Genomic DNA, 26,712 nt, shown 5'->3' with positions numbered 1-26,712 from the left:
CGCCAGCGTTCATCCTGAGCCAGGATCAAACTCTCCGTAAATGTGTTACAGACACAGGGCCGGAGCCAAGGAAAATTGGCTGCACGGTCCTGCACTAAATTCGAAACCAGCTAAAAAAGTCCTCCGCGCCCACGGGGTGGGCGGAAGAACCAGTTCAACCAATTAAAATAATTGGTATCAATAAACTTGGCACACTATTGAGTTCTCAAACAACAGATGCATCCGAAATACTCGGAAAAACAATGGTTTGTTTTTCTTTTCTCTTCGCTGCAGTGTTTCTTTATTCTATTTCATCCGGACTGTTTTAGCAATTCGGGATAATTCCCGTCCTGCGTTGTTTTGTCCGGCTGAACCCGTCATGAAGCGTCCGGATCTTGTCCGTTGCTGTGTGGTGGGGTTTTGCTGCCGGTTCCGGGAGTCTCACTTGCAGATACACTTCGCAGTGTCTGTCAGGCGCTCACCGGGGCAACTCACTCAACTTTACACATCCTCGGCGGTCGGCGCAAACCCCCGGAGTGTGACCTCCTGCACGCTGCACCCTACCGCCCGGATCCGTTCCGATCCTCCGGAAAAGGACACATCCAGTGTGCGGCGGATCAGCGTCTGCGCGCAAGCCCCGGAAGGGTGGAGGTGCTCACACGGCTTCCTTTAAGTACTGCAGCTGGGCTGCTACCGAGAGTTCCGCGGCGCCGCGGACGTTCGCCGGCACATCGGAGTAGACCAGGTCCGCAACCCGGGCAACGGTGGCATCCGGCCCCGCCTCTGCCAATGCGGCACGGATCTGCGCCAGCCGCTCTTCACGGTGATCCCGGTACGTCAGGACCACGGAGCTCAGATCCGGCAGCACGGGGCCGTGTCCCGGCAGGACCGTTGCGTGTCCAAGAGCCGCAAGCCGCTCAAGGCTCACCAGATAGTCCCCCAGCGTTCCGTCCGGGAAGTCCAGAACGGTGGTGCCGCGCCCCAGAATGGTGTCTCCGGTCAGAACCGAGCCGCCGTCCCCGTCCGCGGGCAGATGAAAACACACGGAATCAGACGTGTGCCCCGGAGTTGCCACCACGTTGATTTCCACTCCCCCGGCGTGCAGTACCTCGCCGTCGTTCAGCGGCAAACCGCCCACGCAGAAGGCCGGGTCCAGAGCCCGGACGGGAGCGCCGGTCATCTCGGCGAAGCGTTGGCTCGCCTCCGTGTGGTCGATATGGCGGTGCGTCACCAGGATAAGCTCCACAGTTCCGGCCGATGCCAGGAGCTGCAGGTGCCCCTCGTCCAGCGGCCCGGGGTCCACCACCGCCACGCGGTCGGATCCGTCGGCAGCGATGATGTAGCTGTTGGTCCCCTCCAGGCTCATGGGGCCGGGATTAGGCGCCAGGGCATAGCGGGTCAGCGGGCTGCTGCGGATCAGGGCGGTGGTGGACATCGGACTCATTTCGTTGGGTGTTAGACCAGGCGGGTGAGCCAGCCGTGGGTGTCCTCGACCGTGCCGGTCTGGATACCGAGCAGCTGCTCGCGGATGGACATGGTCACGGGGCCGGCAACGGCATCTGCTGCACCGATGCTCTCGGTTTCGGTCTTCAGCTCGCCGACGGGCGTGATGACTGCGGCGGTGCCGCAGGCGAACACCTCGGTGATGTCGCCGGAGGCTACGCCGTCGCGCCATTCATCCAGGGTGATCTTGCGTTCCTGGACGTTCAGGCCGCGGTCCCGGCCGAGCTGCAGGACGGAGGAACGGGTGATGCCGTGCAGGATGGTGCCGGAGAGAGCCGGGGTCACCAGCGTGCCGTCCTTGAAGACGAAGAACACGTTCATGCCGCCGAGCTCTTCCACGGCGTTGTCATTGGACTCGTCCAGGAACAGGACCTGCTTGCAGCCGTGGGCCTCGCCTTCCATCTGGGCGATCAGCGACGCTGCGTAGTTGCCGCCGCACTTGGCTTCGCCGGTGCCGCCGATGCCGGCGCGGGCGTACTTGGTGGAAAGCCAGATGGACACAGGCTTCAGCTCGCCGCCGAAGTAGTTGCCGGCCGGGGAAGCAATTACGCGGTAGGAGACCTCGCGGGCAGGGCGGACGCCCAGGAAGGCCTCGGTGGCGATCATGAACGGCCGCAGGTACAGGGCGGCGCCGTCGCCTTCCGGGATCCAGTCCTTGTCCAGCGCCACCAGGCGGCGCAGGGACTCCACAAAGAGTTCCTCGGGCAGCTCCGGCAGTGCCAGGCGGCGGGCGGAAAGGTTCATCCGGGCCGCGTTGGCCTCGGGCCGGAAGCTCCAGACAGAACCGTCCGCGTGACGGTAGGCCTTCAATCCCTCGAAGATCTCCTGGCCGTAATGCAGCACTGCAGCGGCCGGGTCCATGGCGATGGGGCCATAGGGTTCAATCCGGGCGTTCTGCCAGACGCCGGAACCGGACTCATCAACCTTGTAATCGATGACCGCGGTGTGGTCCGTGAAGTAGTCGCCAAATCCGGGGTTGGCCAGAATGGCCGCACGCTCCTCGGCCGGCTTCGGATGGGCGGAAAGCTCCTGGGTGAATTCCAGAGCACTGACAGACATTGTTTCCTCCACGGTGGACGGCGCGGCCGCCCGACGAAATGGTTACTGGTACTTCCCGAGCTTATGACACCGCTGTGGTTATCGCATTGCCGATCTCCGCCGTCGTGCGCGGCTTTCCGGTGCGGGCTGCGACGTCGGCTTCCACGGCTTCTTCCACGCGTACGGCCTCCTTCTCCAGGCCCAGATGGCGGAGCATCAGTGCGGCGGAGAGGATGGCGGCGGTGGGGTCGGCCTTCTGCTGGCCCGCGATGTCGGGCGCAGAACCGTGCACCGGCTCAAACATGGAGGGAAAAGTGCCGTCCATGTTGATGTTGCCGGAGGCGGCCAGCCCGATGCCGCCGGTAACCGCGGCGGCCAGGTCGGTGATGATGTCGCCGAACAGATTGTCCGTGACAATCACGTCAAAGCGCGACGGATCCGTCACGAGGAAGATGGTGGCGGCATCCACGTGGAGGTAGTCATGGGTCACGTCCGGGTACTCGGCGGCCACCTGCTCCACCATGCGCTTCCAGAGCCGTCCGGCGTAGACCAGGACGTTGTGTTTGTGGACGAGGGTGAGCTTCTTCCGCGGCCTCTCGCTGGCCCGCCGGAAAGCATCCCGCACCACCCGCTCGACGCCGTAGGCGGTGTTCAGGGAGACCTCGGTGGCCACCTCCTGCGGGGTGCCTTCCCGCAGGACGCCGCCGTTGCCGGTGTACGGTCCCTCCGTGCCTTCGCGGACCACCAGGAAATCCACCGTTCCCGGATTGGCCAGCGGGCTGGAAACACCGGGATAGAGCCGGGACGGACGCAGGTTCACGAAATGGTCCAGGCTGAACCGCAGCTTCAGCAGCATTTCCCGCTCAATCAGGCCGGACGGGATGCTTTTGTCCCCCGGGGCGCCGCCGACCGCGCCGAAAAGAATGGCGTCGTGGCGTTTGAGCGCCGACAGGGTTTCCTCCGGCAGGGTTTCCCCGGTTGCGAGCCAGTGCTCTGCACCCAGCGGGTATTCCGTCAGATCAAACCGGACGGGACTGTCGCGGGTAACCGCCAGCAGCACCTTGACGGCCTCTGCGGTCACTTCGGGGCCAATGCCGTCGCCGGGAATGACGGCCAGGGAAACGGAGGAGGACTGTTCGCTCATATCGACAGTCTAGGAAAAGCGTCCACATTCCGGGCAGTCCGTCCCACATCTTGGACAGCAGCGGTTACGGCCGGCTCGGTTACGAACAAGCACGTTAGGGACAAGCGCGGCCAGTGGCAGGTGTGCGACGGCGACGGCGGCCCGGCGGCCCGGGATCAGACCGTGGCATGAGGCGCCGGGATCCCTAGTGGCCCTAGAGTTGTTGTCCATGCTCGTGCACCGTCGAATCCAGGCCTGGATGCAGGCGAACCCCTTCAAGGTCGATCTCTTCCAGGCGCTGACCGCCACTCTGATTTTTGCCGTCCCGTTCCTCCTGACATTCCAGGGGCAACAGGTTGAATTTGTCCTCTCCGCTGCCATCTGCCTGCCCCTGGCCTGGAAAAGAACCCGCCCGGTCGCCGCGGCAGCAATCCAGGCAGCAGCCTGCCTGCTGCAGCTGGTCCTGGTCCCGGAAACCGGGCTGCCAGCTGACATTTTTGTCCTTGTCACGGTTTATTCACTCGCTGTTTATGCTCCCCGCTGGGCAAGCCTGAGCGGACTAGCCCTGGCTCTGGTCGGCGGCATGCTGTTCATCTTCCAGTACTACTTCGTTCCGCTGCGGACCGCTGGTTGGATCGATGACAGTGCCGGCTTGATCGGGCGCTACCTTGCCCTTGTGGTTGCCCTTGACGCGGTGGTCCTGCTCTGCTGGACCTTCGGCGACCTTGCCCGCACCCGCCGCCTGGCGATGGACGCGCTCCGGGACCACGCCCGCAGGCTCGAGGTGGAACGCCAGCAGGAGCGCGATCTTGCCGCCGCCGACGAGCGCACGCACATCGCACGGGAAATGCATGACATCGTGGCCCATTCCCTCTCGGTCATCATCACCCAGGCCGACGGCGCCCGGTACGCGAGCGCCCAGGACCCGGAGATTGCGGCCAAGACCCTGGGAACCATCGCGGAAACCGGCCGCGGCTCGCTGCGCGAAATGCGCCGCCTGCTGGGAGTACTCCGCGGTGACGAACTCGCGTCCACCCGCCCGCTGCCGTCGCTGGCGGACGTCTCCGAACTGGTGGACGCGGTCAAACGGGCAGGACTGAGCGTGACGGTAAGCGAAACGGGAACGATGCGCCGCCCGCTTCCCGCAGGCGCCGAACTGACCGCGTACCGGGTCATCCAGGAATCCCTCACCAACGTCCTCAAGCACGCCGGCCCCTCGGTGCAGGCCGGCGTCGATTTGCAGTGGACTCCCCGGGGACTGGAGATCACAGTGCACGACGACGGCCGGGGCGCCGGCGCGGATGCGCCGCCGCCCGCTCCCCCGGCACCGGAATCAAAGACGCCTGCCGGCACCGGCCAGGGCATCAACGGCATGACCGAGCGGGTGGCCCTTTACGATGGAACACTGGTTGCCGCTCCGGCGGCCGGCGGAGGATTCCGCGTTTCCGCTTTCATTCCCTACACGGAGGCCTGAGCATGACCGGCACCCAGCCCGCCCCTTCCGACAGCAACGTCCCCGAGGCCGGCCCCATCCGCGTTGCCCTGGTTGATGACCAGCAGCTGGTGCGCGGCGGCTTCAAGATGCTGATCAACTCCCAGCCCGATCTCACGGTGGTGGCCGAAGCCGGCAACGGCGGAGACGCCCTGCAGGCGCTGTCCGCGGTGCGCGCCGACGTTGTCCTGATGGACGTGCGCATGCCCGGCATGGACGGGATCGAGGCAACCGCCCGGCTCCTGGAACGCGCCGCCGCCCAGCCCAAGGGATCCACCGACGTCGACCTGAAGGTGGTGGTGCTGACCACCTTCGACCTGGACGAGTATGCCCTCTCCGCGATCCGTGCCGGAGCCAGCGGCTTCCTGCTCAAGGACGCTCCCCCGGAGGAACTCCTCGAGGCCATCCGCACCGTATACCGCGGGGACGCCGTCATTGCACCGTCGACCACCCGGCGGCTGCTGGACCATGTGGCTCCCCTGCTCCGCGAGCCCACCGCCGAGGTCAGCCGGCACGCGGCCGACGTCGAACGCCTCACTCCCCGCGAGCGCGAAGTGTTCGGGCTGATTGCGCAGGGGCTGTCGAATCCTGAAATAGCCGCGCACCTGTTCCTCTCCGATGCCACGGTCAAGACCCACGTGGGCCACATCCTTGCCAAGCTCGGCGCCCGCGACCGGGTGCAGGCTGTTGTGATCGCGTACGAGACCGGTATCGTCGCACCGTAAACAGGGGTCGTCCTGCCGCGGGCGCACCGGGGTCAGGGAGGCTGCCGTGTCCACTGAAGCCGACGTCCGCTCCTTCTGCCTGTCGCTGCCCGGAGTTACCGAGCGGCTCAGCTGGCAGCAACCGGCCTGGTTTGCCCGCACCCTGATGGCCCGCATCTGGGAGAACGGGGTCCTGACCGTCAAGTCTCCGGAGCGGGAGGCACTCGCGGGCACCGACCCGGACACCTTTTTTTGGACGCCGCACCACAACCGTTCCCCGCTTTTGGTGCTGGTGCATCTGAACCGCGTGGCGCCCGCCGAGCTGGAGGAACTGCTCCTGGAGTCCTACCGGCTGGCCGGTCCACTTCCACCCACGGTATGAGAAGGAGCAGTGCTGATCCCCGCCCCTCCTCCGATGCTCCGGCAGCAGGCCGCCGCATAACGTAGTGGGTATGACAACCCTTACTGAGAAATCTTCCGTGCCCGGCGGCACCACGGCCGCCGCTGCCGCCCGATCCCTGAACAAGACCTACGGCGCCGGGGACACCGCCGTCCACGCGCTGTCCAATGTGGACGTGACCTTCGAGGCCGGCACCTTTACCGCCATCATGGGGCCGTCCGGATCCGGAAAGTCCACCCTCATGCACTGCCTGGCCGGGCTGGATACCGCTGACTCGGGCCGGATCTGGATCGGGGACACGGAGATCACCTCGCTGAAGGATGCTGAACTGACCCGCCTGCGCCGCGACAGCGTGGGCTTCGTCTTCCAGTCCTTCAACCTGGTGCCCACCCTCACCGCAGAACAGAACATCACGCTGCCCGTGGCGCTGGCCAACGGCAAGGTGGACTCCGCCTGGCTGAACAGCATCACGGAGACCCTGGGTCTCACCGGCCGGCTCAAGCACCGCCCGCATGAACTCTCCGGCGGCCAGCAGCAGCGCGTCGCCGTAGCCCGGGCACTGCTGACCCGCCCGCACGTGGTCTTCGGCGACGAGCCCACCGGCAACCTGGATTCGAAGTCCGGCGCCGAAGTACTCTCCCTGCTGCGCCGCTCCACCAGGGAAATGGGCCAGAGCATCATCATGGTCACCCATGATCCGGTGGCCGCCTCCTACGCCGACCGCGTGGTCCTGATGAATGACGGAGCGCTGGTGGGCGAACTGGCCAACCCGACGCCGGAGACCGTCCTCGCTGCCCTGACCAAACTGGGAGCCTGAGCATGCTGCAGGTTGCCCTGGCGCAGGTGCGCCTCAATGCCCGCCGGTTCATCGCCGTCTCGCTTGCCGTGATGATCGCCGTCGGGTTCCTGACCGCCACTCTGGTCATCAATTCCTCGTCCAAGGCCTCGCTGACCCAGAGCGTAGGTGAGGGTTTCCGCAACGCGGACCTGATCCTCAACGGAAATCTGTTTCGCTCCGACCCGGTGGTGCTGAACGAAGACACTGTCGACGTCGTCCGCGACCTTCCCGGAGTGGAGGGCAGCTACGCGGTTCAGCAGGGCTACGCCAGCTTCGGCACGGGCCGTGACACGGTGTTTGCCCAGCTGGACAGCATTCCCGAGCACACGGGCCTCTTCCCCGGGGAAGTCGTCGACGGTTCGATGCCGGCGTCCGACAGCGAGGTTGCCGTGGACAGTGCCACCGCCGAGCGGGAGGATCTGTCGATAGGCTCGAAACTGAACCTCACCGGCGGCTTCGATGAAGCTGCGGCAGAGCTGACCGTCACTGCCCTGGTAGCACCCTCCAACGATCCGCGCACTATGGGCACGCCCAAGCTGTATGCCACCGGCCCCACCGCCGCGTTGTTCGCCAACGCCGAAGACGGTTACGACACCATCCAGCTGGCGCTGGCCGACGGCGCCACTGCAGAAGATGTCCGGGCCGCCGTGGAGCAGGAGCTTTCCACCGCGGGCATGGACGAGGTTGTGGTCCGCACCGCCCCGGAGCAGACCGACGCCGTGGTGGCCATGTACACCGGCGGAGACGATGCCCTGACCATCATCCTGCTCGCCTTCGCCGCCGTGGCCGTGCTGGTCTGTGCCCTGGTGGTCTCCAATACCTTCTCCGTGCTGGTGGCCCAGCGCACCCGGGAACTTGCCCTGCTGCGCTGCATCGGTGCGGAACGTTCACAGATCCGCCGTTCGGTCATCGTCGAAGCCTTAATTGTGGGCATCGCGGCGTCGGTTGCCGGCGTCCTGGCCGCCGTTGCCCTGGTGGGCGGCATCATCGCCTACCTGCAGACCATTCCCGAAAGCGGCTTTGCCACACTCGCGGTCTCCCCCGTCTCAATTGGAGCCGGTCTGGTGGTCGGCATCCTGATGACCGTCCTCGCCGCACTGGTGCCTGCCCGGGCCGCCACCGCGGTTGCCCCTCTGGCTGCCCTGCGGCCTGCCGAAGACGTTCGGGCCGGAACCAAACGCGGCCGGGTACGGCTGATTATCGGGCTGGTTCTGCTGGCCGGCGGTGCCGCCCTCCTGGCAGTCGGCGCGGTGTCCTCGGATCTCCTGGTGGCGCTTCCCGGCGGCATCCTCAGCTTCGTGGGCATCCTGATGTGCGCCACCCTGTTTGTCCCGTCGCTGGTGCGGACCGTCGGTTCGCTGGCAGCACCTCTGGGGGTGCCCGGAAAACTCGCCGCCGTCAACGCCATCCGGAATCCCCAGCGCACCTCGGCCACAGCGTCCGCCCTGCTGATCGGCGTCACCCTGGTCACCATGATGATGACCGGCGCTGCAACCGTACGCACTTCCCTGGACAGTATGCTGGCCGGGGAGTTCCCGGTGGATGTAAGCGTCGCCGGTCAGGACCGTGCGTTCACCGCAGCTGATGCGGAGACCGCACGTGCCGTCGACGGCGTGCAGGAGGCCGTGCAGGTGCCCGTGGCCGGCACCACCGATACAAAGGACTGGGGGGCGTACGACGTCTACGCGCTGGACCCCGCCGACGCGGCGAAGGTCCTGCAGGATTCCAACCTGGTCCTGGCGGATGACACCATCCTGATGCCGCAGGGCATCAAGGACGAAACCCTGACGGTTACGGGGGCAACCTCCAGCGTGGAGCTGAAGGTTCTGGTCTCGAACGACAAAATGCTGCGTCCGCTGATCACTGCCGATACGGCCGCGGACCTGGGCGGCCCCGCACCGGTATCCGCTTCCGCGGACTACGTTCCGATGCCGCAGCTCTGGCTGTCCGTGGAAGACGGCTTGACGACCAGTGCCCTGATAGACCTGCGCGCCGAGCTGGCTGAAAGGCTGGACGTGGAGGAGCACACCGTGACCGGCTCCGCTATTGAGCGGGCCGGGTTCGAACAGGTCATCAATGTCCTGCTGATGGTGGTTACCGGCCTGCTGGGCGTCGCCGTGGTGATTGCCCTGGTGGGCGTGGCCAACACGCTGTCCCTGTCCGTCCTGGAACGCACCCGTGAATCGTCACTGCTGCGGGCCCTGGGCCTAACCCGCGGACAGCTGCGCGGCATGCTGGCACTGGAAGCCGTCCTCATCGCAGGGGTCGCGGCGCTGATGGGCAGTGTGCTGGGATCCGTTTACGGCTGGCTCGGAGCGCAATCGGCGCTGGGCTCCTTTGCCTCCGTGGCACCGTCACTGCCGTGGCTGCAGCTGCTCGGCGTCCTGGCCGTGGCATTGCTGGCCGGCCTGGCCGCCTCGGTCCTCCCGGCCCGCCGCGCCGCACGGCTCTCCCCGGTGGCAGGACTGGCGGCCGACTAACCGGAAGCCGCGGGTTCCCGGGCCGGCCGCCGGCCCGGGAACTCGCGGCCGGTGCAGGGATCTGACAGGATACTCAGCAGACTGATCAGCACTAGTTGAAGGAGCACACCATGTCCGACGCCGCCTGGAAACCCGAGCATGCCTCCCTGTCCGCCTATCTGGACGACCATCTGCTGGGCGCGGAAACCGGAGTGCGGCTTTTCGGTGCGGCCCGCCGGACCTGGGCCGGGTCCGCCTACGAGCAGACCTTCGCGGATCTGGAGCACGAGATTGCCGGTGAGCGCGATGAGCTGGAACAGCTGATCATTACCCTCGGTTACCGGCGCAGCAAGTTCAAGTTCCTGATGGCAAAGGCCGGTGCGGTCACGGGGCGCCTGGGCCCGCTCAATCCGATGAGCACCGGCGGCGGCACCTCCGGGCAGTTTGAACTCGAAACACTGCAGTCCCTCGTGCGGGCCAAGGAATGCCTGTGGCGGACTCTGCTCGCGCTGGCCGCCCACGACCACCGGTTCAACGTCCCCCGGCTGAAGGACCTGATCGCAATGGCCGGCCGGCAGCAGGACGCCGTCGCCCGCGTCATGGAGGAGACGGCTCCGGCGCGTTTCCTGACCGGCAGATCCGCTCCGGCTCCTAGGGTCCTTCTCCCTCCTCCCCTCAACCAAGATCCCGCGAAATAGCAGAAAGTGCCCTTCTGAGCGTTCAGAAGGGCACTTTCTGCTATTTCGGCGGGGCTGTTTCGGCCGGTAGGGACCGGGGCCGCGATGTTACTCGGCGGGCTCCTCGTACTTCGGGAAGATCGGTGCGGGCGCCGGCAGCGGAGTACCCGGCACCAGCGGCGAGGCGATGGCGCTGAACTGCCGTGCGCCGTCGTCGTTCTGTCCCAGCACCGTCAGCAGCTTGGCGGCGCTGTCCGGCATCACCGGCTGGATCAGGATGGCCACGATGCGCAGCACCTCCAGCGTCACGTAGAGCACCGTGTTCATGCGCTCGACGTCGGTCTTGCGCAGCACCCAGGGTGCCTGCTCGGCGAAGTAGGCGTTGGTGTCGCCGAGGACCTTCCACGTGGCTTCGAGCGCGCCGTGGAAGTCCTGGACGTCGTAGGCCTTCCGGGAGACCTCCAGCAGTTCGCCCGCGGCCGCCAGAATGGCTGTGTCCTCGGCGGTGAACTCCCCCGGCTGCGGCACAGCGGCGCCGCAGTTCTTGGCGACCATGGACAGCGAGCGCTGGGCCAGGTTGCCCAGGTTGTTGGCCAGGTCGGAGTTCATCCGCCCCACCACTGCCTCATGGCTGTAGGAACCGTCGCCGCCGAAGGGAACTTCGCGCAGCAGGAAGAACCGGACCGAGTCCAGGCCGTACTGGTCGGCCCATTCCTTGGGCGCGACCACATTGCCCAGGGACTTGGACATCTTGACGCCCTTGTTGTGCAGGAAGCCGTGGATCATCACGCGCTTGGGCAGCGGCAGGTCAGCGGACATCAGGAACGCAGGCCAGAAGATGGCGTGGAACCGGGAAATGTCCTTGCCGATGACGTGCACGTCCGCCGGCCAGTACTTCTTGAAGGACTCGGACTCCACGTCCGGGAAGCCGACGCCGGTGAGGTAGTTGGTCAGTGCATCCACCCACACGTACATCACGTGCTCGGCGTTGCCCGGGACGGGAACGCCCCAGTCAAAGGTGGTGCGGGAAATCGACAGGTCTTCCAGTCCGCCCTTGACGAAGCTGATGACCTCGTTGAACTTGGACTGCGGCGCGGCGAAGGCCGGCTGGGCCTCATACAGGGCCAGCAGCTTGTCCTGGTAGGCGGAGAGGCGGAAGAAGTAGCTTTCCTCCTCGGTCCACGTCAGTTCGGTCTCCGTCTCCTTGGAGTACCGGATGCCGTCCTCGCGCACCTCGGTTTCATCTTCGGCGTAGTACGCCTCGTCCCGTACGGAGTACCAGCCGGCGTACTTGGAGAGGTAGATGTCGCCCTTCTCCTCCATCCGCTTCCAGATGGCCTGCGCCGCGGCGTAGTGGTCCTTGTCCGTGGTGCGGATGAAGCGGTCATGGGAGATGTTCAGGTCCCGGCTCATCTGCTGGAAGGCGGCCGAATTCCGGTCCGCCAGCTCCTTGGCGGTGATGCCTTCCTTGTCCGCGGACTGCTGCATCTTCAGGCCGTGCTCGTCCGTGCCGGTCATGAAGAAGACGTCATACCCGTCCAGGCGCTTGAAACGGGCCATGGCGTCGGTGGCGATGGCCTCGTAAGCATGGCCGATATGGGGCACTCCGTTGGGATAGGAGATGGCCGTGGTGATGTAGAACGGGGTCTTGGAATCGGAAGAAGTCACATAAGAAAATTACCCTGTTTTGCCCCTCGGTGTCGCTTCGGCGCAGTCCGGCCGCCATGAGAGCCATAGGGGCGCCGTCCGCTTGACTGCCGTCCCGCTCCGGCGCAGTGTTGCGGCATGAAGGCCTTCGCGATCACCAGGTACAAGGGACCCCTGCAGGAAACAGACATGCCGGAGCCGTTGGTCGGTGAAAACGATGTGCTCGTTGAAGTTCACGCTGCCGGAGTCAACCACCTTGATGAGATGATCCGCACCGGCGAGTTCAAACAGATCCTGCATTATCGAATGCCTCTGACCCTGGGCAACGACGCGGCAGGGACGGTGGTGCGTGTTGGCGGATCAGTCCGAGGTTTCGTTCCGGGCGATGCGGTGTATGCCCGGCCCCGGAAGGACCGCATCGGGACCTTCGCAGAGAGGATATCCATCGCCGAGGAAGATCTGGCCCCGAAACCGAAATCACTGAATATGACGGAAGCCGGGTCGCTGCCGCTCGTGGGGCTGACGGCATGGCAGGCCCTGGTTGAACGCGGCAATGTGCAGCCCGGGCAAAAGGTCCTGATCCACTCCGGCGCCGGAGGTGTCGGGTCGGTCGCCATTCAGCTGGCGAAGCACCTGGGTGCGCAAGTGGCCACGACTGCCGGCAGTTCCAACGCCGGCTTTGTGCGCAGCCTCGGCACGGACATCGTCATCGACTACCGGAGTCAGGACTTTGAACAGCTCCTGCACGGTTATGACCTGGTGTTGGACACCTTGGGCGGCAAGAACCTGGAAAAATCCCTGCGGATCCTGCGCCCGGGCGGTAAAGCCATTGGCATTGCCGGACCGCCGGATGCAGCGTTCGCACGCGAAATGGGATTGAACCCGCTGATGCCCCTCGTGCTGGCCGTCCTCAGCGCAGGTGTGCGACGACGGGCCAAAAAGCTGGGCGTCAGCTACCAATTCCTGTTCATGCACGCCAGCGGCGACCAGCTTCGCCGGATCACGTCCCTTGTCGACGACGGCGTACTGCACCCGGTGGTCGGAAGAGTGTTTCCCTTTGACCGGACGCCCGAGGCGCTGCAGGCCATGCGAAAGGGCGGGGGCCGGGGCAAAGTCGTCGTCAGCCGTGGATAAGGACCGCCCCGCGGAAGACTAGGACTGTCCCCGCCCGGGAGGGCGAAGCCTTTCAGCCCGTGTCCTCTCAGCCCGCGATTGGTATTCGGCGGTACGCGTTGCAGTTTGTCCGCCCGTCCCGGATTAGGCCTCCAGGACCCCGGTCAGCACCGAGCCGGTCGCGGCCAGCCCGGCCCGTACCAGGGCCACCCCGACGACGACGGATCCCGCCAGGAATGCCACGGACACCGGCGAGACCAGCAGCGCTGCTCCGGTAAGCGGAAAGAGCAGGACCGCAGGCACAGCGGTGGACACAATGCTGACGAGCAGCAACGGCTGCATGACGGCTCCGATGCGGGCGGCGTCAATCACTTCGCGCGGCATACCCATCCGGTCGAGGCTGCGGTAGAGATCCGCCCTGTCCAGTACGGTGGCTGCCTGGTTGATTCCGGCCGAGCAGGCCACCATGAGGAAACCCGCGATGACCGTGATGAGCACGCCCGTCATAATGTCCTGCAGGAGAAAGTCCTCCGGCCCCTCGGACTGTGCTCCCTGCAGGGCCGCCGCACCGGCGCCGGCAACAACAGCGGTGAAACAGACCATCGACAGGGCGCTCACCTGCCGCCAGGCCGCTTTCGGCGCATCCAGGACGATCCGCGCGGCCATCAGCGCCTGCGGGGTGTGTGCCCGGCGCAGCCGCCGTTTGGCGGAACGGGCCACAAGCCATGGCCCGACCACGTTCAGGACGGACATTCCGGCGGCGAACACACCAAAGATGACCATGATGCCCAGGGCCGCTCCGGCACCGGGCACCATCAGGGCCAGGACGCCCACTGCGATGACCGCGGCTGCAATTCCTGCCCGGCTCCAGTGCACCTTCTGGGCTGTTGCCCTCGTCCTCACCCCCAGCGGCGAAACGACGACCTTTCGCAGGCCGACGGCGGAGCTGACCGCAGCCAGGAGCACCACAGCCGCCACTGCGAACAGCCCTGCGGCCGGGTGCAGCCAGTAGGCCGCTCCCAGTGCCGCTCCGCGGAAGTGGATCAGCTGGACAAACGGGGCGAGAAACAGATAGCCGGCCACGCCGGCCAAGGCACCGGCGAGCGCCTGGGCGCTGGCTTCCAGGACGGTTACTTGGCGGACCGTCCGCGCGGAAGCCCCGAGCAGACGCAGCGTTGAGAGGTGTTCGTCCCGGCGTCGGGCAGCAAGCCGTGCGGCCGAGCCGCCAAGCGTGACCAGCGGAAGCACCAGCAGGATGAGCGCGAAGCCGGCGAGCATCAGGTAGAGGTCGCCTTCCTGATCCCCCCACTGCAGGAAGGACAGGGCACCGGCCAGGACAGTCAGCAGCAGTGTGGTGACCACGGCAAATGACGCCGCGGGCAGCAGTGCGGCGGCCCGCCCTGTGGTCCCGGGACGGTTCAGGAGCCACGCGATGCGCAGCGGGACGGCCAACGGGGAGGATTCAGCCGCGCGGACAAACGCGGAAGAGGCTGCGGCGGTCATCGCCGGACACCCGCGGCGCCGGCCGTATCGGCCACGACCCGGCCGTCGGCCAGGGTGATGACCCGGCCGCACCAGCGGGCCACCTCCGGATCATGCGTGACAACGATCAGCGCCCGGCCGGTCCCCTCCACCGTGCCCAGCAGCAGCCTCATCACGTCCGCCGATGTGCGGGAGTCAAGGGCGCCGGTGGGTTCGTCGGCGAACAGCACGACGGCTCCGGTGACCTGTGCCCGGGCAATCGCCACGCGCTGCGCCTGGCCGCCCGAGAGCTCGCCGATTCTGCGGCCCTCCATGCCTGCCAGTCCGAGGGCGGCCAGTGCCCCTGCCGCAGCCTGTTCTGCGCGGACCCGGTCCGTACCGTCAAGCATGAGGGCCAAGGCAACGTTCTCCCCTGCGGTGAGCTCGGGGATCAGCAGTCCCTGCTGGAACACGAAACCGAAGTCCTTCCGGCGCAGGGCGGATCTGGCGTCGTCGTCCAGTGCCGTGACCTCAACCGGAGTGCCGGAGCCGCGGAAGAGCCGGACGGTGCCGGCGTCCGGCTGGATGATGCCCGCCAAGCAGTGCAGCAGGGTGGTTTTTCCTGAACCGGAAGCGCCCATTACGGCAACGGCCTCACCCGGCCGGACGGTAAGGCTGACGCCGGCCAGGGCGGGAGCGCTGTTGTAGGTCTTTACGAGGTTGTCGGCTGCCAGCAGGGGCACACCGGGCATGGATGCAGTCATATCTCCATGGTGTCCCGGCCGGGTAGCCCGGCACCTCGGAGGAGGGCATGAACCCGCGGACGGCTGCCTCCTACCCCGGGTGGAGAGACGGGCCTGAAAGTGCGAAGGGACCGGCCCGCCGAAGCGGAACCGGTCCCCTGGTACTGCTCTGCCTGCGGAGTTAGTCCTGCAGGTCGACCTCGCGGGCCACCGAGGCTCCGATTTCGAGTTTCAGTGCTTCCAGCACGTCCTGCGGCACGGAGGAATCAACGGTCAGCAGGGACAGCGCCTGGCCGCCTTCGCTGTTGCGGGCCACCTGCATGCCGGCAATGTTGATGTCCTTCTCGCCCAGGATCCGGCCCAGGGAGCCGATGACGCCGGGGCGGTCCTGGTAAATGAGCACGATCAGGTGTTCGCTGATCGGGATTTCCAGGTCATAGCCGTTGACGCCCACCAGCTTCTGGATCTGCTTGGGGCCGGTCAGGGTTCCGGAAACCTCCAGGCGGGTGCCGTCGGAAAGGGCGCCGCGGATGGTGAGCAGGTTGCGGTAGTCGTCCACCTCGGGGGTGGTCAGCAGGCGCACCTCGATGCCGCGCTGTTCGGCCAGCACCGGAGCGTTGACGTAGGAAACCTGCTCGGACACGATGTCGGTGAAAATGCCCTTCAGCGCGGCCAGTTCCAGGGCCTTGACGTCCAGGGAGGCAATTTCGCCGGCCACTTCAATGTCCACCGCGGTGACTGAGTCGTGCGACAGGGCGGTGAAGATGCGGCCCAGCTTTTCGATCAGCGGGATGCCCGGGCGGACGTCCTCGGCGATGACGCCGCCGGCAACGTTGACGGCGTCGGGCACCAGTTCGCCGGCCAGCGCCAGGCGGACGGACTTGGCCACCGAGACACCGGCCTTTTCCTGTGCCTCTTCGGTGGAGGCGCCCAGGTGCGGGGTCACAATGACGTTGTCCAGGGACTGGAACGGCAGGTCGGTGGAAGGTTCCTTCACGAAGACGTCCACGCCGGCACCGGCAATTTTGCCCTCGGTGAGCGCGGTGTAGAGAGCGTCTTCATCAACGAGACCGCCGCGGGCCACGTTCACCACGTACGCGGTGTCCTTCATCTTCTCGAATGCCTCGGTGCCGAGCATGCCCAGGGTTTCGGGGGTCTTGGGCATGTGGATGGTGACGAAGTCGGCCTGCTCCAGCAGTTCATCCAGCGTTACCAGTTTCACGTTCAGCTGCGCGGCGCGCGCCGAGGTGACGTACGGGTCGTAGGCAAGGATCTCGGTGCCGAATCCCTGCAGCCGGGCCGCGACGAGGGCGCCGATGCGGCCCAGGCCGATGATGCCGATCTTCTTTTCAAACAGTTCAATTCCGGAGTACTTGGAGCGCTTCCACTCGCCGCCCTTGAGCGCGGCGCTGGCCTGGGGAATGTGGCGGGCCAGGGACAGGATGTGGCCGACGGTCAGTTCCGCGGCCGAAATGATGTTGGAGGTGGGGGCGTTCACCACCATGACACCGGCCTGGGTGGCGGCCTTGATGTCCACGTTGTCCAGGCCGACACCGGCGCGGGCGATGACCTTGAGCTTGGGAGCGGCCGCGATGGCTTCGGCGTCCACCTGCGTGGCGGAACGGACGAGGATGGCGTCGACGTCGGCGATTGCGGCAAGCAGCTGCGAACGGTCTGCTCCGTTGGTGGACCGGATTTCGAAGTCCGGGCCCAGGGCCTGGACGGTGGCCGGGGAAAGTTCTTCCGCAATGAGTACGACGGGCTTGGTGGCTGTCACCGATGACCTCTTTAGCTGTGGTGGATTCTGGTGGGGTTCTTGGTGAAGCGTTTTTCTGCGCAAAGAGGCCGGACCCGTTCAACCGGGCCCGGCCTCTTTACCGAAACGGCTTGCTCTTTCGAGCTTATCGTTTCGCTGATGGGCACGCTTAATCCGCGCGCTGTGTTACCGCCCTCACGGACGGGTTACCGCTTTCACGGAGGGGCGGCTAGCGGGAGACGGAGCCCTCGGTGTAGTCGTCGTCGGACTTGATCCAGGAGAAGAGCTTGCGCAGTTCGCGGCCCGTGGCCTCGATGGGGTGCTCCTCGCCCTTCTTGCGCAGTTCCTGGAACTCCGGTGCGTTGGCATCCTGGTCATCGATGAACCGCTTGGCGAAGGCACCGTTCTGGATGTCCGCCAGGACAGCCTTCATGTTGTCCTTGACCTCGGGAGTGATGACGCGCGGACCGGAGACGTAGTCGCCGTATTCGGCGGTGTCGGAAACGCTCCAGCGCTGCTTGGCGATGCCGCCTTCGACCATCAGGTCAACGATCAGCTTGAGCTCGTGCAGCACCTCGAAGTACGCGACCTCCGGCTTGTAGCCGGCCTCGGTCAGGGTTTCGAAGCCGTACTGGATCAGCTGGGAAGCGCCGCCGCAGAGGACCGCCTGCTCGCCGAAGAGATCCGTTTCGGTTTCTTCGGTGAAGGTCGTTTCGATGACGCCGGCGCGGGTGCCGCCGATGGCCTTGGCGTAGGACAGGGCCAGTTCCTTGGCCTTGCCGGACGGGTTCTGCTCGACGGCGATCAGGTCGGGGACACCGCGGCCGGCCTCAAATTCGCGGCGGACAATGTGGCCCGGCCCCTTGGGTGCAACCAGTGCGACGTCGACGTCGGCCGGCGGCTGAATGTAGCCGTAGCGGATGTTGAAGCCGTGTCCGAAGAACAGGGCGTCGCCGGCCTGCAGGTTCGGGGCGATGTCCTCGGCGTACACGAAGCGCTGCACCTGGTCCGGGGTCAGCACCATGATCAGGTCGGCTTCGGCGACGGCGTCGGCGACGTTCAGCACGCGCAGCCCCTCGGCTTCTGCCTTGGCGCGGGACTTCGAGCCCTCCTTGAGGCCGACCCGGACGTCGACGCCGGAATCGCGGAGGCTGAGTGCGTGGGCGTGGCCCTGGCTGCCGTAGCCGATGACCGCGACGGTGCGTCCCTGGATGATGGACAGGTCGGCGTCGTCGTCGTAATACATGTCAGTCACAGTGTGTCTCCTACTGAGGTTTCTTGGATGAAGGTTTTTGCGGAACCGGCGGAAGCCTAGGCGCTGCGCAGGGCGCGGTCGCCCATGGATTTCGCGCCGCGGCCGATGGCCAGGGTTCCGGATTGGACTATTTCGCGGATGCCAAAGGGTTCAAGCACTGCAAGGAGTGCGTTGAGCTTATCGGCGGTGCCTGTGGCTTCAACAATCAGCGAGTCGGTGGACACGTCAACCACTGAAGAACGGAACAGCTCGGCTGCCTGGGTTACCTGCAGCCGGGTTGCGGCATCCGCGCGAACCTTGACCAAGATGTGGTCGCGTTGCACGGAAGACTCGGGAACCAGCTCGACAATCTTGATGACGTTGACGAGCTTGTTCAGTTGTTTGGTGACCTGTTCAAGCAGGTCGCCCTCGGCCTCGACCACCACGGTGATGCGGGACAGACCCGGCACCTCCGAGGGGCCCACGGCCAAAGAATTGATGTTGAATGCCCGGCGGGCAAACAGTGACGCAACGCGGGTCAGGACACCGGGAACGTCTTCAACCAGTACGGAAAGGGTGTGGCGTGCCATGGCCCTAGTCCTCCTCTTCCCATTGGGGTGTCATGTTGCGGGCAATCTGGATCAGGTCGTTGGACACGCCCGAGGGGACCATCGGCCACACCATGGAATCGCGGCTGACCACGAAGTCGATGACGACGGGCCGGTCGTTGATGGCCAGCGCCTGGCGGATGGTGTCGTCAATGTCTTCGTCCCGCTCGCAGCGCAGCCCGGCGCAGCCGTACGCGTCGGCGAGCTTGACGAAGTCGGGGATGCGCACGGTGTCATGGCCCGTGTTCAGGTCCGTGTTGGAGTAGCGGGACTCGTAGAAGAGCGTCTGCCACTGCCGCACCATACCCAGGGACGAGTTGTTGATGATGGCAACCTTGATCGGAATCTTGTTGATCAGGCAGGTGGCCAGTTCCTGGTTGGTCATCTGGAAGCAGCCGTCGCCGTCGATTGCCCAGACCACGCGGTCCGGGTTGCCGACCTTGGCGCCCATGGCCGCCGGAACGGAGTAGCCCATGGTTCCCAGTCCGCCGGAGTTCAGCCAGGCGCGGGGGCGCTCGTACTTAATGAACTGCGCGGCCCACATCTGGTGCTGGCCGACGCCGGCAACGTACACGCCTTCGGGTCCGGTGAGTGCACCGATGCGCTCAATGACCTTTTGCGGAGCAATGTGCCCGTCCTCCGGTTCGGCGAAGCCCATTGGGTAGGTCTCGCGGAGGCGGTCGATCGTGGCCCACCACGGAGCAATGTCCGGGCGTTCTTCAGCGAACTGGGTCCGGACGGCGTCGGTCAGTTCCGGAATGATCTCCTTGACCGATCCGACGATGGGTACATCCGCCGGGCGGTTCTTGGAAATCTCCGCGGGGTCGATGTCCGCGTGGATGACCTTGGCGCCGGGGGCAAAGGAGGACAGGACGCCGGTGACCCGGTCGTCAAAACGGGCGCCCAGGGTGATGAGCAGGTCCGACTGCTGCAGTGCCGTAACTGCCGAGACGGAACCATGCATCCCGGGCATTCCTGCGTGCTGGCGGTGTGAATCGGGGAAAACGCCGCGGGCCTGGAGCGTGGTGACCACCGGGGCGCCCACCAGCTCGGCCAGTTCCAGCAGCTCGGCCGAGGCATCGGCCTTCAGCACGCCGCCGCCCACATAGAACACGGGACGATGCGAGGCAGCAATCAGGCGGGCGGCTTCACGCACCTGCTTGGAGTGTCCGCGGACCACCGTCCGGTAGCCGGGGAGGTCAATCTTCGGCGGCCAGGAGAAGGTCGTTTTGGCCTGCTGCGCGTCCTTGGAGATGTCCACCAGCACCGGGCCCGGACGGCCCGTGGTGGCGATGTGGAATGCTTCGGCCAGGACCCGGGGGATGTCGTCAGCGTTGGTCACCAGGTAGGAGTGCTTGGTGATGGGCATGGTGATGCCCACGATGTCCGCTTCCTGGAAGGCGTCGGTGCCGATGAAGGCGCTGGAAACCTGCCCGGTGATGGCGACCATGGGAACGGAGTCCATATGGGCATCCGCGATGGCGGTCACCAGGTTGGTGGCTCCGGGGCCCGACGTCGCGATGCAGACACCGGCGCGGCCGGTAACCATGGCGTATCCCTCGGCGGCATGGCCGGCGCCCTGTTCGTGGCGGACCAGGATGTGCCTGATCTTCGTGGAGTCCATGAGCGGGTCATAGGTGGGGAGGATCGCGCCGCCGGGCAGACCGAAAATGTCGTCGACGCCGAGCTCCTCGAGTGCCCGGACAATCGCCTTGGACCCGGTCATTTCGGTGGGAGGAACCACATTGTTGGGGCCCTGGACCCGGTTGTCCACGACGTCGGAGGGGGCGGAAATGGTGGAGGCAACATCACGCGTCTTGGCCGCGGCCGCCTTGGCGGCAACACTGGCCTTATTGGCCATCAGCGACGGGCTGATTGGCGATCCCTTACTCATAAAGACTTCCTTACGGATACTTATTCATGTGATCTGTTGCGGCGGCCGTCCGGACGGTTAGCCCGGTGCGGCTTTTGTGCTTTGTCTGAAGCCAATAAAAAAACCCCTCGTGCCGGTTGGCTCCGTAGGGGTTCGCGCGTGACGTTCTTACAAGCCGGCGGTTAGGCCACGCGCTTGATAAGGACGACGGATACGATCTGCATACCGTTCATCCTTCCCATCCCCTCCGGCACTGTCAACTGGAACCGCTTCCCGTCTCACTATCTGGACCGCCGGTCCCAGCTTGTGGACGCCGAGGGGCCCCAAGCGTCAGGCGCTCAGCGCCCTTCCAACAAAAGGCGGCAGGGCTTAATAAGGCTGAAAACCCTTAGGTGCCCCGCTGATATCCGCGCCAGCGGGTGCCTGCCCCGACAAGGCGGCAGGGCTTAATAAGGCTGAAACCGAGGGCCCCTTGTTGCAGGCGCTCTGCGCCCTTCCAACAAAAGGCGGCAGGGCTTAATAAGGCTGAAAACCCTTAGGGGCCCCGCTGATATCCGCGCCAGCGGGTATCAGCGGGGAGGGTTTTCAGCCGCAGTAAGCACCCGTGGAAGCGGAGTTCACCAGCTTGGCGTACTTGCCCAGGACACCGGTGGTGAACTTGGCAGACAGGGGCTTCCAGCCCTCCTTGCGTGCTTCGAGCTCTTCGGGGTCAACCAGCAGGTCAAAGGTGCGGGCTGCGATGTCCACGCGGATCCGGTCGCCGTCCTTGACGAAGGCGATGGGACCGCCGTCGACTGCTTCCGGCGCCACATGGCCGATGCACAGACCCGTGGTGCCGCCGGAGAACCGGCCGTCGGTCAGCAGCAGGACGTCCTTGCCCAGGCCTGCACCCTTGATGGCGCCGGTGATGGCCAGCATTTCGCGCATGCCCGGGCCGCCCTTGGGGCCTTCGTAGCGGATGACGACGACGTCGCCGGCGTGGATCGCTCCGGCGTCGAGCGCGTCCAGGGCGCCCTGCTCGCGCTCGAACACGCGGGCGGTGCCCTCGAAGATGTCGGCGTCGAAGCCGGCACTCTTCACCACGGCCCCCTCGGGAGCCATGGAGCCGTGCAGGATGGTGATGCCGCCGGTCTTGTGGATGGGGTTGTCCATGGCGCGGAGGACCTTGCCGTCGGGATCCGGCGGATCGATCTTGGCCAGGTTCTCGGCCACCGTTTTGCCGGTGACGGTGAGGCAGTCGCCGTGGATCAGGCCGGCGTCGAGCAGTGCCTTCATGATGACGGGGACGCCGCCGATCTTGTCGACGTCGTGCATGACATAGCGGCCGAACGGCTTCAGGTCGCCCAGGTGCGGGATCTTGTCGCCGATGCGGTTGAAGTCCTCGAGCGTCAGGTCCACGTGCGCCTCGCGGGCAATGGCCAGCAGGTGCAGGACGGCGTTGGTGGAACCGCCGAAGGCCATGGTCACCGCGATCGCGTTTTCGAACGCCTTCTTGGTCATGATGTCCCGGGCGGTGATGCCCTTGCGCAGCAGGTTGACCACGGCTTCGCCGGATTTGCGGGCGAACTCGTCGCGGCGGCGGTCGGCCGAGGGCGGCGCGGCGGAGCCGGGAAGGGACATGCCCAGGGCCTCGCCGATGCAGGCCATGGTGTTGGCGGTGTACATGCCGCCGCAGGCGCCTTCACCCGGGCAGATGGCGCGTTCGATGGTGTCCAGGTCCTTGAGGCTCATTTTGCCCGCGGCGCAGGCGCCGACTGCTTCGAACGCGTCAATGAGCGTGACTTCGCGCTCGGTGCCGTCCTCCATCTTGGCGAAGCCGGGCATGATCGAGCCGGCGTAGAGGAAGACGCTGGACAGGTCCAGGCGGGCCGCTGCCATCAGCATGCCGGGAAGGGACTTGTCGCAGCCGGCCAGCAGGATGGAGCCGTCCAGCCGTTCGGCCATCATCACGGTTTCCACGGAGTCGGCAATAACTTCACGGGAAACGAGGGAGAAATGCATGCCCTCGTGTCCCATGGAGATGCCGTCGGAAACGGAAATGGTGCCGAACTGCATGGGGAACCCGCCGCCGGCGTGGACGCCTTCCTTGGCGCCCTGGGCCAGCCGGTTCAGGGAGAGGTTGCAGGGAGTAATTTCGTTCCAGGAACTGGCGACGCCGATCTGCGGCTTGGCGAAGTCGTCATCTCCCATCCCCACCGCCCGGAACATGCCGCGGGCCGGAGCTGCGTGGATCCCGTCGGTGACTACTCGGCTTCGGGGTTTGATGTCAGGGGTATTCTCCATGCTCATATTCCGATCTTAGGACCTGGGCGCTGCTCCTCCTGAGCATGTGACGGGCAGGCGCCCCGGTTGTTACGGCGCATGAAGAGTGGATGACGACTCTGTTTCCTCCCGTGTGTTGCCGGGCGCCCCTTCCATCGATCCGGGCCGGTGTTCATAGACTGGGGGAATGACTTCGGCACCAGCATTCCGCGACCAGCCCTCCAGCGATGACATCAAGGCTGTGCTCCGGCATGTGTTTGAGTCGCAGATTCCCAACTACGGGGACTACAACCTGGTCTGTGCCGTCCCGGGCGGGGACGGGGCCGAGGCCTACTACGTGGTGGGTTACCGGTGGCGTCCGGCCGAACTCGTCTTCGCCCCGTTCGACACCGCGACCCTCGCCGGGCTCGAACCTCCCACGGCAGTGAACTCGACCAACCTTTCCCATACTGAAGAAGTCTCTGCCGGAGACTATGAGGTGGGGACGAACACCGGCCGCATCTTCCGCTTCCGGGTGCAGGAGAGCGCGCATCTGCCGGACGGGGACGCCCTGCGGGTCATTGAGCAGGCGGCGGACCTGGAGGACTTCGGGTCCTTCGTGAACCACTTCCTGACGCTGGCCTGACCGGGCAGCCTCAGGCCCAGGGGCCGCGGCGCACCAGGTTCAGGGGTTCCTCGCCGCCGGCAAGCCGCCCGATCTGCTCCTTGAGCAGTTTGCGGATGCGCGGTACAAAGGCCCCGGTGTTGCCGCCCACGTGCGGGGTGATGATGGCGTTCGGTGCCTTCCACAGCGGATGGTCGGCCGGCAGCGGTTCGGGGTCGACGACGTCGAGCGCGGCGCTGAGACGGCCGGCCAGGACTTCGGCGGTGAGGGCATCGGTGTCCACGACGGGGCCGCGGGCCACGTTGACGACGAGCGCACCGTCCGGCAGCGCCGCGAGGACCTCCTTATTGATGAGATGGCGGGTCTGCTCGGTCAGCGGGGTGATTACCACCACCACCTCGGCGGTACCGGCGAGCTCCACCAGCTCATCCGCGCCGTGGACGGTTCCGTGTTCATCGGTGCGCGCCCGGCTTCCAACACGGGTCAGCTCGACTTCGAAGGGCTCCAGCCGCTGCGCAATGGCCTCTCCGATCCCCCCGACGCCCACCAGCAGGACCCTGCGGTCCGCCAGCCCCGGGTAGCGGCGGCTGTCCCAGGTTCCGCTTTCGGCATTGCGGACAGCTGCGTCGACGCCGCGGAGCGAGGCCAGCATCAGCGTTATGGCCAGCTCCGCGGTTCCGGCTACGTGGACTCCGGCGGCACTGGCGACGGCGACGTCGGGTCCCACCAGCTCGGGCAGACCGTCATAGCCCGTGGACTGGGCCTGGAGCATCTTCAGGTTAGGCACCCGGTCCAGCGCCTCCTTCCAGTCGCTGCCGGTTGCGTAGGGCAGGACGACGGCGTCAATGTCGCCGTACTCCAGCCCCTTCGGCTCGCCGGCTACGTCCCAGACACCCGCGCGTATGCCTTCGGGCAGCGGACTCACGGCTTCCAGGAGCTCTTGGGTGGGCAGGGTGATGGACCGGACAGGGCGGAATTCCTCATTCATGCCTGACAGCCTAGTCCCCGGCCCCAAGACCCCGGGGACCTCTGGACACCGGGCCGAAACCGGCCGTAACGTCGAGAAGCAGCCGGTGTTGCCCTGTTTCCGGTTCCCCCACCATTGGAAAGGCATCGAGGTGAAACGCTCTTCCCTGTTAACGTCAGCGGCCGTCCTCTCCGCTGCGGGTCTCAGCGCCGCCGCAGGTGCAGTGCTGCGCAGGATCCTGCGGCACGGTGCGGTGGAACAGGCGCTCCAGGCCAGCACGGGTGACGCCGACACCGGGCAGCTTCCCGTAGTCCCGGAAGCCGGCGGCACTCCGGCCAGCGCCCTTCCCGGATGGCGGGAGAGCCTGCCGGTCACGCCAGTTCCGCCCAACACCGTGACAGCCACGGTGCCGGAGCCCGCCGCCGCCGGAAACTCCGCCGCCGCTGCCCGCTCCACCGACGGGCGGGGCAGCGGCGGGGAGCCCGGAACCGAATCCGACTCCGACTCCGACTCCGACTCCGACTCCGAAGAACCGAAACCGGCGAGAACCTGGGTGGTGGACAACAGCTCCGACTGGGACGGAAATCCGCTGGAACTGGTGGTTACACCGGCCCGCGCCCGGCTGCTGAAGGGGCAGCCGGGCGCCGATTTGGCGTGAAAGCCGGGGCTGGGAGCTCCGGTTTTTCTTTTTCCTGAAAGTGCTGGTAATGTTTCATGTCGTTGCGGCGAGCAAATCGAGCAGAAATGTGCGGCTTACTCGACAAAACAAAAGGCACCTCTAGCTCAATTGGCAGAGCATCTGACTCTTAATCAGAGGGTTCCGGGTTCAAGTCCCGGGGGGTGCACAAATCAGGGAGCGGCTCAGCTCGGTGAAAACCGGCAGAGCCGCTCTTTTTTGTTGTTCCGCCGGCAGGAGAGCTGCGAACCCGGGCGGGGGGAGGATGCTCCCCGCCCCGCAACAGGGACGAAAGAGGCGCACCCCCCCGCAGGGGATGCGCCTCAACGAATCGTGGTGCTGCTAAGCGGTCTCGCCGGTCTTGGCGGCAGCTTCCGTCTCCGCGCCGGGCGCATCGCCCGGCAGGGTATCCGCAGCAATTTCTTCAACGGGCACCACCGGAATCGGCAGGCCCGGAACGTCCACGGCAAGCTGCCAGCGCGGGTTTCCGAGCTCCCTGATGACGTTGCGCAGCTGCCCGCGGAGTTGCTCGGACATCAGCTCGCCGCCTTCAATAAGCGTGCGCTCAATGTTCTGCGCCTCGCGCAGCGCTTCGACTCCCTGCGGAGTAATGGAGACCATGTGGCTGCGTCTGTCCAGATCATTCCGGACGCGGGCAACATGTCCGTGCGCTTCAAGGCGTGAGAGGGTCTTGCCCATTGTCTGGGCCTGGACCCGGACAAGCTGGGCGAGATGCGCCTGTGTCATGGGCCCCTGGGAGTCGAGGACTCCCAGCGCGATCACTCCGGCGTGGGTCACGCCAATGCGGACCAGCCGTTCATTCCAGGCGTGCTCGACCAGACGCGCCGCCGTCGACAACAGGCGACCGGTGGGCCAGTGCTCCATATCGGGCATAAAACAGAACTCTTCCTTTCAGGGTGAGGATTCGATGGCCGATCGGATAACCTACAAATCCACCACATACTAGGATAGCCACCTATGAGGTGCGCTGTCGCGCTGTGACACAGCCGTATCGCCCATTGATACCAAGGAGAGACCTATGCCCCGCCTGTCCCCCGGCGAAAAAGCCCCGGACTTCACGCTTCCGGCCACCGATTCAGCATCTGTTTCCCTCTCCGATTTCCGGGGCCGCAGCACGATCGTGTACTTCTACCCGGCAGCGGCAACGCCGGGCTGCACCACCCAGGCCTGTGACTTCCGGGACAACCTGAACAGGCTCCAGGACGCCGGGTACGCCGTCGTCGGCATCTCCCCCGACCCCGTACCCAAGCTGGAGAAGTTCGCCGAAGCCGAACACCTCAACTTCCCCCTGCTTTCCGACCCCGACCATGCCGTGGCCGAGGCGTTCGGCGCCTGGGGCGAGAAGAAGAACTACGGCAAAGTTTATGAGGGACTGATCCGTTCGACGGTGGTCGTGGACCCCGAAGGCACCGTTTCCCTTGCCCAGTACAACGTCAAGGCCACCGGCCACGTCGCCAAGCTGGGGCGTGATCTCGGACTGGCCTGATCCTCGGGTACACTGGAGGCTGGTTTTGTGCCTTTTCGCGGAATGCGC

Annotated in this window: 23 protein-coding genes and 1 tRNA gene; 11 read left to right on the top strand and 13 right to left on the bottom strand. The window is 65.7% G+C overall.

Annotated features, from left to right (window positions below; genetic code table 11):
- Positions 1 to 634: 634 nt before the first annotated feature.
- From WKB88_RS06600 to WKB88_RS06590, 3 genes are all read right to left on the bottom strand, one after another.
- Entirely contained in the window at positions 635 to 1,423 is a 789-nt protein-coding gene (locus WKB88_RS06600) for an MBL fold metallo-hydrolase (protein ID WP_341393727.1), read from the bottom strand.
- 11 nt (positions 1,424 to 1,434) lie between these two features.
- On the bottom strand, positions 1,435 to 2,541 hold the full coding sequence (locus WKB88_RS06595; RefSeq protein WP_341393726.1) for a branched-chain amino acid aminotransferase: 1,107 nt from the start codon (positions 2,539 to 2,541) through the stop codon (positions 1,435 to 1,437).
- Positions 2,542 to 2,602: 61 nt separating this feature from the next.
- Positions 2,603 to 3,664 (bottom strand): 3-isopropylmalate dehydrogenase, encoded by a 1,062-nt coding sequence (locus tag WKB88_RS06590; RefSeq protein ID WP_341393725.1) that lies wholly within the window; start codon positions 3,662 to 3,664, stop codon positions 2,603 to 2,605.
- A 208-nt stretch (positions 3,665 to 3,872) separates the two neighbouring features.
- On the opposite strand from WKB88_RS06590, the gene WKB88_RS06585 reads away from it, so the two are divergent.
- From WKB88_RS06585 to WKB88_RS06560, 6 genes are all read left to right on the top strand, one after another.
- Positions 3,873 to 5,117 (top strand): sensor histidine kinase, encoded by a 1,245-nt coding sequence (locus tag WKB88_RS06585; RefSeq protein WP_341393724.1) that lies wholly within the window; start codon positions 3,873 to 3,875, stop codon positions 5,115 to 5,117.
- Positions 5,118 to 5,119: 2 nt separating this feature from the next.
- Complete coding sequence (locus WKB88_RS06580) at positions 5,120 to 5,860, top strand: response regulator transcription factor (RefSeq protein WP_341393723.1); 741 nt, start codon at positions 5,120 to 5,122, stop codon at positions 5,858 to 5,860.
- 46 nt (positions 5,861 to 5,906) lie between these two features.
- A complete protein-coding gene (locus WKB88_RS06575; protein WP_341393722.1) occupies positions 5,907 to 6,221 on the top strand; it encodes an MmcQ/YjbR family DNA-binding protein in 315 nt (104 codons plus the stop codon).
- A 70-nt stretch (positions 6,222 to 6,291) separates the two neighbouring features.
- Positions 6,292 to 7,056: an ABC transporter ATP-binding protein gene (locus tag WKB88_RS06570; protein WP_341393721.1), complete on the top strand. Its 765-nt coding sequence runs from the start codon at positions 6,292 to 6,294 to the stop codon at positions 7,054 to 7,056.
- A gap of 2 nt (positions 7,057 to 7,058) precedes the next feature.
- Complete coding sequence (locus WKB88_RS06565; RefSeq protein ID WP_341393720.1) at positions 7,059 to 9,557, top strand: ABC transporter permease; 2,499 nt, start codon at positions 7,059 to 7,061, stop codon at positions 9,555 to 9,557.
- Positions 9,558 to 9,667: 110 nt separating this feature from the next.
- Positions 9,668 to 10,234 carry a hypothetical protein gene (locus WKB88_RS06560; RefSeq protein ID WP_341393719.1) on the top strand — a complete coding sequence of 189 codons (567 nt, stop codon included), beginning with the start codon at positions 9,668 to 9,670 and terminating at the stop codon, positions 10,232 to 10,234.
- Between the two features lie 87 nt (positions 10,235 to 10,321).
- Here the strand turns inward: WKB88_RS06560 and metG are convergent, their stop codons facing one another.
- Entirely contained in the window at positions 10,322 to 11,881 is a 1,560-nt protein-coding gene (gene metG / locus WKB88_RS06555; protein ID WP_341393718.1) for a methionine--tRNA ligase, read from the bottom strand.
- Positions 11,882 to 11,998: 117 nt separating this feature from the next.
- Here metG and WKB88_RS06550 point away from each other — a divergent pair, with 117 nt between their 5' ends.
- Positions 11,999 to 12,994, top strand: coding sequence for an NADP-dependent oxidoreductase (locus tag WKB88_RS06550; protein ID WP_341393717.1), 996 nt, complete (start codon positions 11,999 to 12,001; stop codon positions 12,992 to 12,994).
- Between the two features lie 123 nt (positions 12,995 to 13,117).
- Here WKB88_RS06550 and WKB88_RS06545 read toward each other — a convergent pair whose 3' ends face one another.
- The 7 genes from WKB88_RS06545 to ilvD form a co-directional block, all read right to left on the bottom strand.
- The gene (locus tag WKB88_RS06545; protein WP_341393716.1) at positions 13,118 to 14,476 is read right to left on the bottom strand and encodes an FtsX-like permease family protein; all 1,359 of its coding nucleotides are present in this window, start codon (positions 14,474 to 14,476) and stop codon (positions 13,118 to 13,120) included.
- Positions 14,473 to 15,198: an ABC transporter ATP-binding protein gene (locus WKB88_RS06540; protein ID WP_341393715.1), complete on the bottom strand. Its 726-nt coding sequence runs from the start codon at positions 15,196 to 15,198 to the stop codon at positions 14,473 to 14,475. Before WKB88_RS06540 ends, WKB88_RS06545 begins: the two co-directional genes overlap by 4 nt.
- 160 nt (positions 15,199 to 15,358) lie before the next feature.
- Positions 15,359 to 16,954: a phosphoglycerate dehydrogenase gene (serA, locus tag WKB88_RS06535; protein ID WP_341393714.1), complete on the bottom strand. Its 1,596-nt coding sequence runs from the start codon at positions 16,952 to 16,954 to the stop codon at positions 15,359 to 15,361.
- 208 nt (positions 16,955 to 17,162) lie between these two features.
- Positions 17,163 to 18,188 (bottom strand): ketol-acid reductoisomerase, encoded by a 1,026-nt coding sequence (gene ilvC / locus WKB88_RS06530; protein ID WP_341393713.1) that lies wholly within the window; start codon positions 18,186 to 18,188, stop codon positions 17,163 to 17,165.
- Between the two features lie 56 nt (positions 18,189 to 18,244).
- A complete protein-coding gene (ilvN, locus tag WKB88_RS06525; protein WP_152219104.1) occupies positions 18,245 to 18,757 on the bottom strand; it encodes an acetolactate synthase small subunit in 513 nt (170 codons plus the stop codon).
- 4 nt (positions 18,758 to 18,761) lie between these two features.
- Complete coding sequence (locus tag WKB88_RS06520; RefSeq protein WP_341393712.1) at positions 18,762 to 20,669, bottom strand: acetolactate synthase large subunit; 1,908 nt, start codon at positions 20,667 to 20,669, stop codon at positions 18,762 to 18,764.
- 564 nt (positions 20,670 to 21,233) lie between these two features.
- Positions 21,234 to 22,937 carry a dihydroxy-acid dehydratase gene (gene ilvD, locus WKB88_RS06515; protein WP_341393711.1) on the bottom strand — a complete coding sequence of 568 codons (1,704 nt, stop codon included), beginning with the start codon at positions 22,935 to 22,937 and terminating at the stop codon, positions 21,234 to 21,236.
- Positions 22,938 to 23,097: 160 nt separating this feature from the next.
- Between ilvD and WKB88_RS06510 the strand changes: the two genes are divergently transcribed.
- Entirely contained in the window at positions 23,098 to 23,535 is a 438-nt protein-coding gene (locus tag WKB88_RS06510) for a hypothetical protein (RefSeq protein ID WP_341393710.1), read from the top strand.
- A 10-nt stretch (positions 23,536 to 23,545) separates the two neighbouring features.
- Here the strand turns inward: WKB88_RS06510 and WKB88_RS06505 are convergent, their stop codons facing one another.
- Positions 23,546 to 24,502 (bottom strand): 2-hydroxyacid dehydrogenase, encoded by a 957-nt coding sequence (locus WKB88_RS06505; RefSeq protein WP_341393709.1) that lies wholly within the window; start codon positions 24,500 to 24,502, stop codon positions 23,546 to 23,548.
- A 130-nt stretch (positions 24,503 to 24,632) separates the two neighbouring features.
- Here WKB88_RS06505 and WKB88_RS06500 point away from each other — a divergent pair, with 130 nt between their 5' ends.
- Positions 24,633 to 25,139: a hypothetical protein gene (locus WKB88_RS06500; protein WP_341393708.1), complete on the top strand. Its 507-nt coding sequence runs from the start codon at positions 24,633 to 24,635 to the stop codon at positions 25,137 to 25,139.
- Positions 25,140 to 25,253: 114 nt separating this feature from the next.
- Positions 25,254 to 25,326, top strand: a tRNA-Lys gene (locus WKB88_RS06495).
- Between the two features lie 173 nt (positions 25,327 to 25,499).
- Here the strand turns inward: WKB88_RS06495 and WKB88_RS06490 are convergent.
- On the bottom strand, positions 25,500 to 26,051 hold the full coding sequence (locus WKB88_RS06490; RefSeq protein ID WP_341393707.1) for a MarR family winged helix-turn-helix transcriptional regulator: 552 nt from the start codon (positions 26,049 to 26,051) through the stop codon (positions 25,500 to 25,502).
- A gap of 145 nt (positions 26,052 to 26,196) precedes the next feature.
- Here WKB88_RS06490 and bcp point away from each other — a divergent pair, with 145 nt between their 5' ends.
- On the top strand, positions 26,197 to 26,664 hold the full coding sequence (gene bcp / locus WKB88_RS06485; RefSeq protein WP_341393706.1) for a thioredoxin-dependent thiol peroxidase: 468 nt from the start codon (positions 26,197 to 26,199) through the stop codon (positions 26,662 to 26,664).
- Positions 26,665 to 26,712 lie beyond the last annotated feature (48 nt).

Origin of the sequence: Arthrobacter sp. G119Y2 (assembly GCF_038069765.1) — a bacterium.
In the GTDB taxonomy this organism is placed as follows: Bacteria; Actinomycetota; Actinomycetes; order Actinomycetales; family Micrococcaceae; genus Arthrobacter_B.
This window is presented reverse-complemented; position numbering and strand designations above follow the sequence as displayed.

Excerpts from the sequence above, each read along its gene's own strand:
- WKB88_RS06600 (WP_341393727.1), bottom strand. The coding sequence starts at position 1,423 with ATGAGTCCGATGTCCACCACCGCCCTGATCCGCAGCAGCCCGCTGACC.
- WKB88_RS06595 (WP_341393726.1), bottom strand. The coding sequence starts at position 2,541 with ATGTCTGTCAGTGCTCTGGAATTCACCCAGGAGCTTTCCGCCCATCCG.
- WKB88_RS06590 (WP_341393725.1), bottom strand. The coding sequence starts at position 3,664 with ATGAGCGAACAGTCCTCCTCCGTTTCCCTGGCCGTCATTCCCGGCGAC.
- WKB88_RS06585 (WP_341393724.1), top strand. The coding sequence starts at position 3,873 with ATGCTCGTGCACCGTCGAATCCAGGCCTGGATGCAGGCGAACCCCTTC.
- WKB88_RS06580 (WP_341393723.1), top strand. The coding sequence starts at position 5,120 with ATGACCGGCACCCAGCCCGCCCCTTCCGACAGCAACGTCCCCGAGGCC.
- WKB88_RS06570 (WP_341393721.1), top strand. The coding sequence starts at position 6,292 with ATGACAACCCTTACTGAGAAATCTTCCGTGCCCGGCGGCACCACGGCC.
- WKB88_RS06565 (WP_341393720.1), top strand. The coding sequence starts at position 7,059 with ATGCTGCAGGTTGCCCTGGCGCAGGTGCGCCTCAATGCCCGCCGGTTC.
- WKB88_RS06560 (WP_341393719.1), top strand. The coding sequence starts at position 9,668 with ATGTCCGACGCCGCCTGGAAACCCGAGCATGCCTCCCTGTCCGCCTAT.
- WKB88_RS06550 (WP_341393717.1), top strand. The coding sequence starts at position 11,999 with ATGAAGGCCTTCGCGATCACCAGGTACAAGGGACCCCTGCAGGAAACA.
- WKB88_RS06545 (WP_341393716.1), bottom strand. The coding sequence starts at position 14,476 with ATGACCGCCGCAGCCTCTTCCGCGTTTGTCCGCGCGGCTGAATCCTCC.
- WKB88_RS06540 (WP_341393715.1), bottom strand. The coding sequence starts at position 15,198 with ATGACTGCATCCATGCCCGGTGTGCCCCTGCTGGCAGCCGACAACCTC.
- ilvN (WP_152219104.1), bottom strand. The coding sequence starts at position 18,757 with ATGGCACGCCACACCCTTTCCGTACTGGTTGAAGACGTTCCCGGTGTC.
- WKB88_RS06520 (WP_341393712.1), bottom strand. The coding sequence starts at position 20,669 with ATGAGTAAGGGATCGCCAATCAGCCCGTCGCTGATGGCCAATAAGGCC.
- ilvD (WP_341393711.1), bottom strand. The coding sequence starts at position 22,937 with ATGAGCATGGAGAATACCCCTGACATCAAACCCCGAAGCCGAGTAGTC.
- WKB88_RS06510 (WP_341393710.1), top strand. The coding sequence starts at position 23,098 with ATGACTTCGGCACCAGCATTCCGCGACCAGCCCTCCAGCGATGACATC.
- WKB88_RS06505 (WP_341393709.1), bottom strand. The coding sequence starts at position 24,502 with ATGAATGAGGAATTCCGCCCTGTCCGGTCCATCACCCTGCCCACCCAA.
- WKB88_RS06490 (WP_341393707.1), bottom strand. The coding sequence starts at position 26,051 with ATGCCCGATATGGAGCACTGGCCCACCGGTCGCCTGTTGTCGACGGCG.
- bcp (WP_341393706.1), top strand. The coding sequence starts at position 26,197 with ATGCCCCGCCTGTCCCCCGGCGAAAAAGCCCCGGACTTCACGCTTCCG.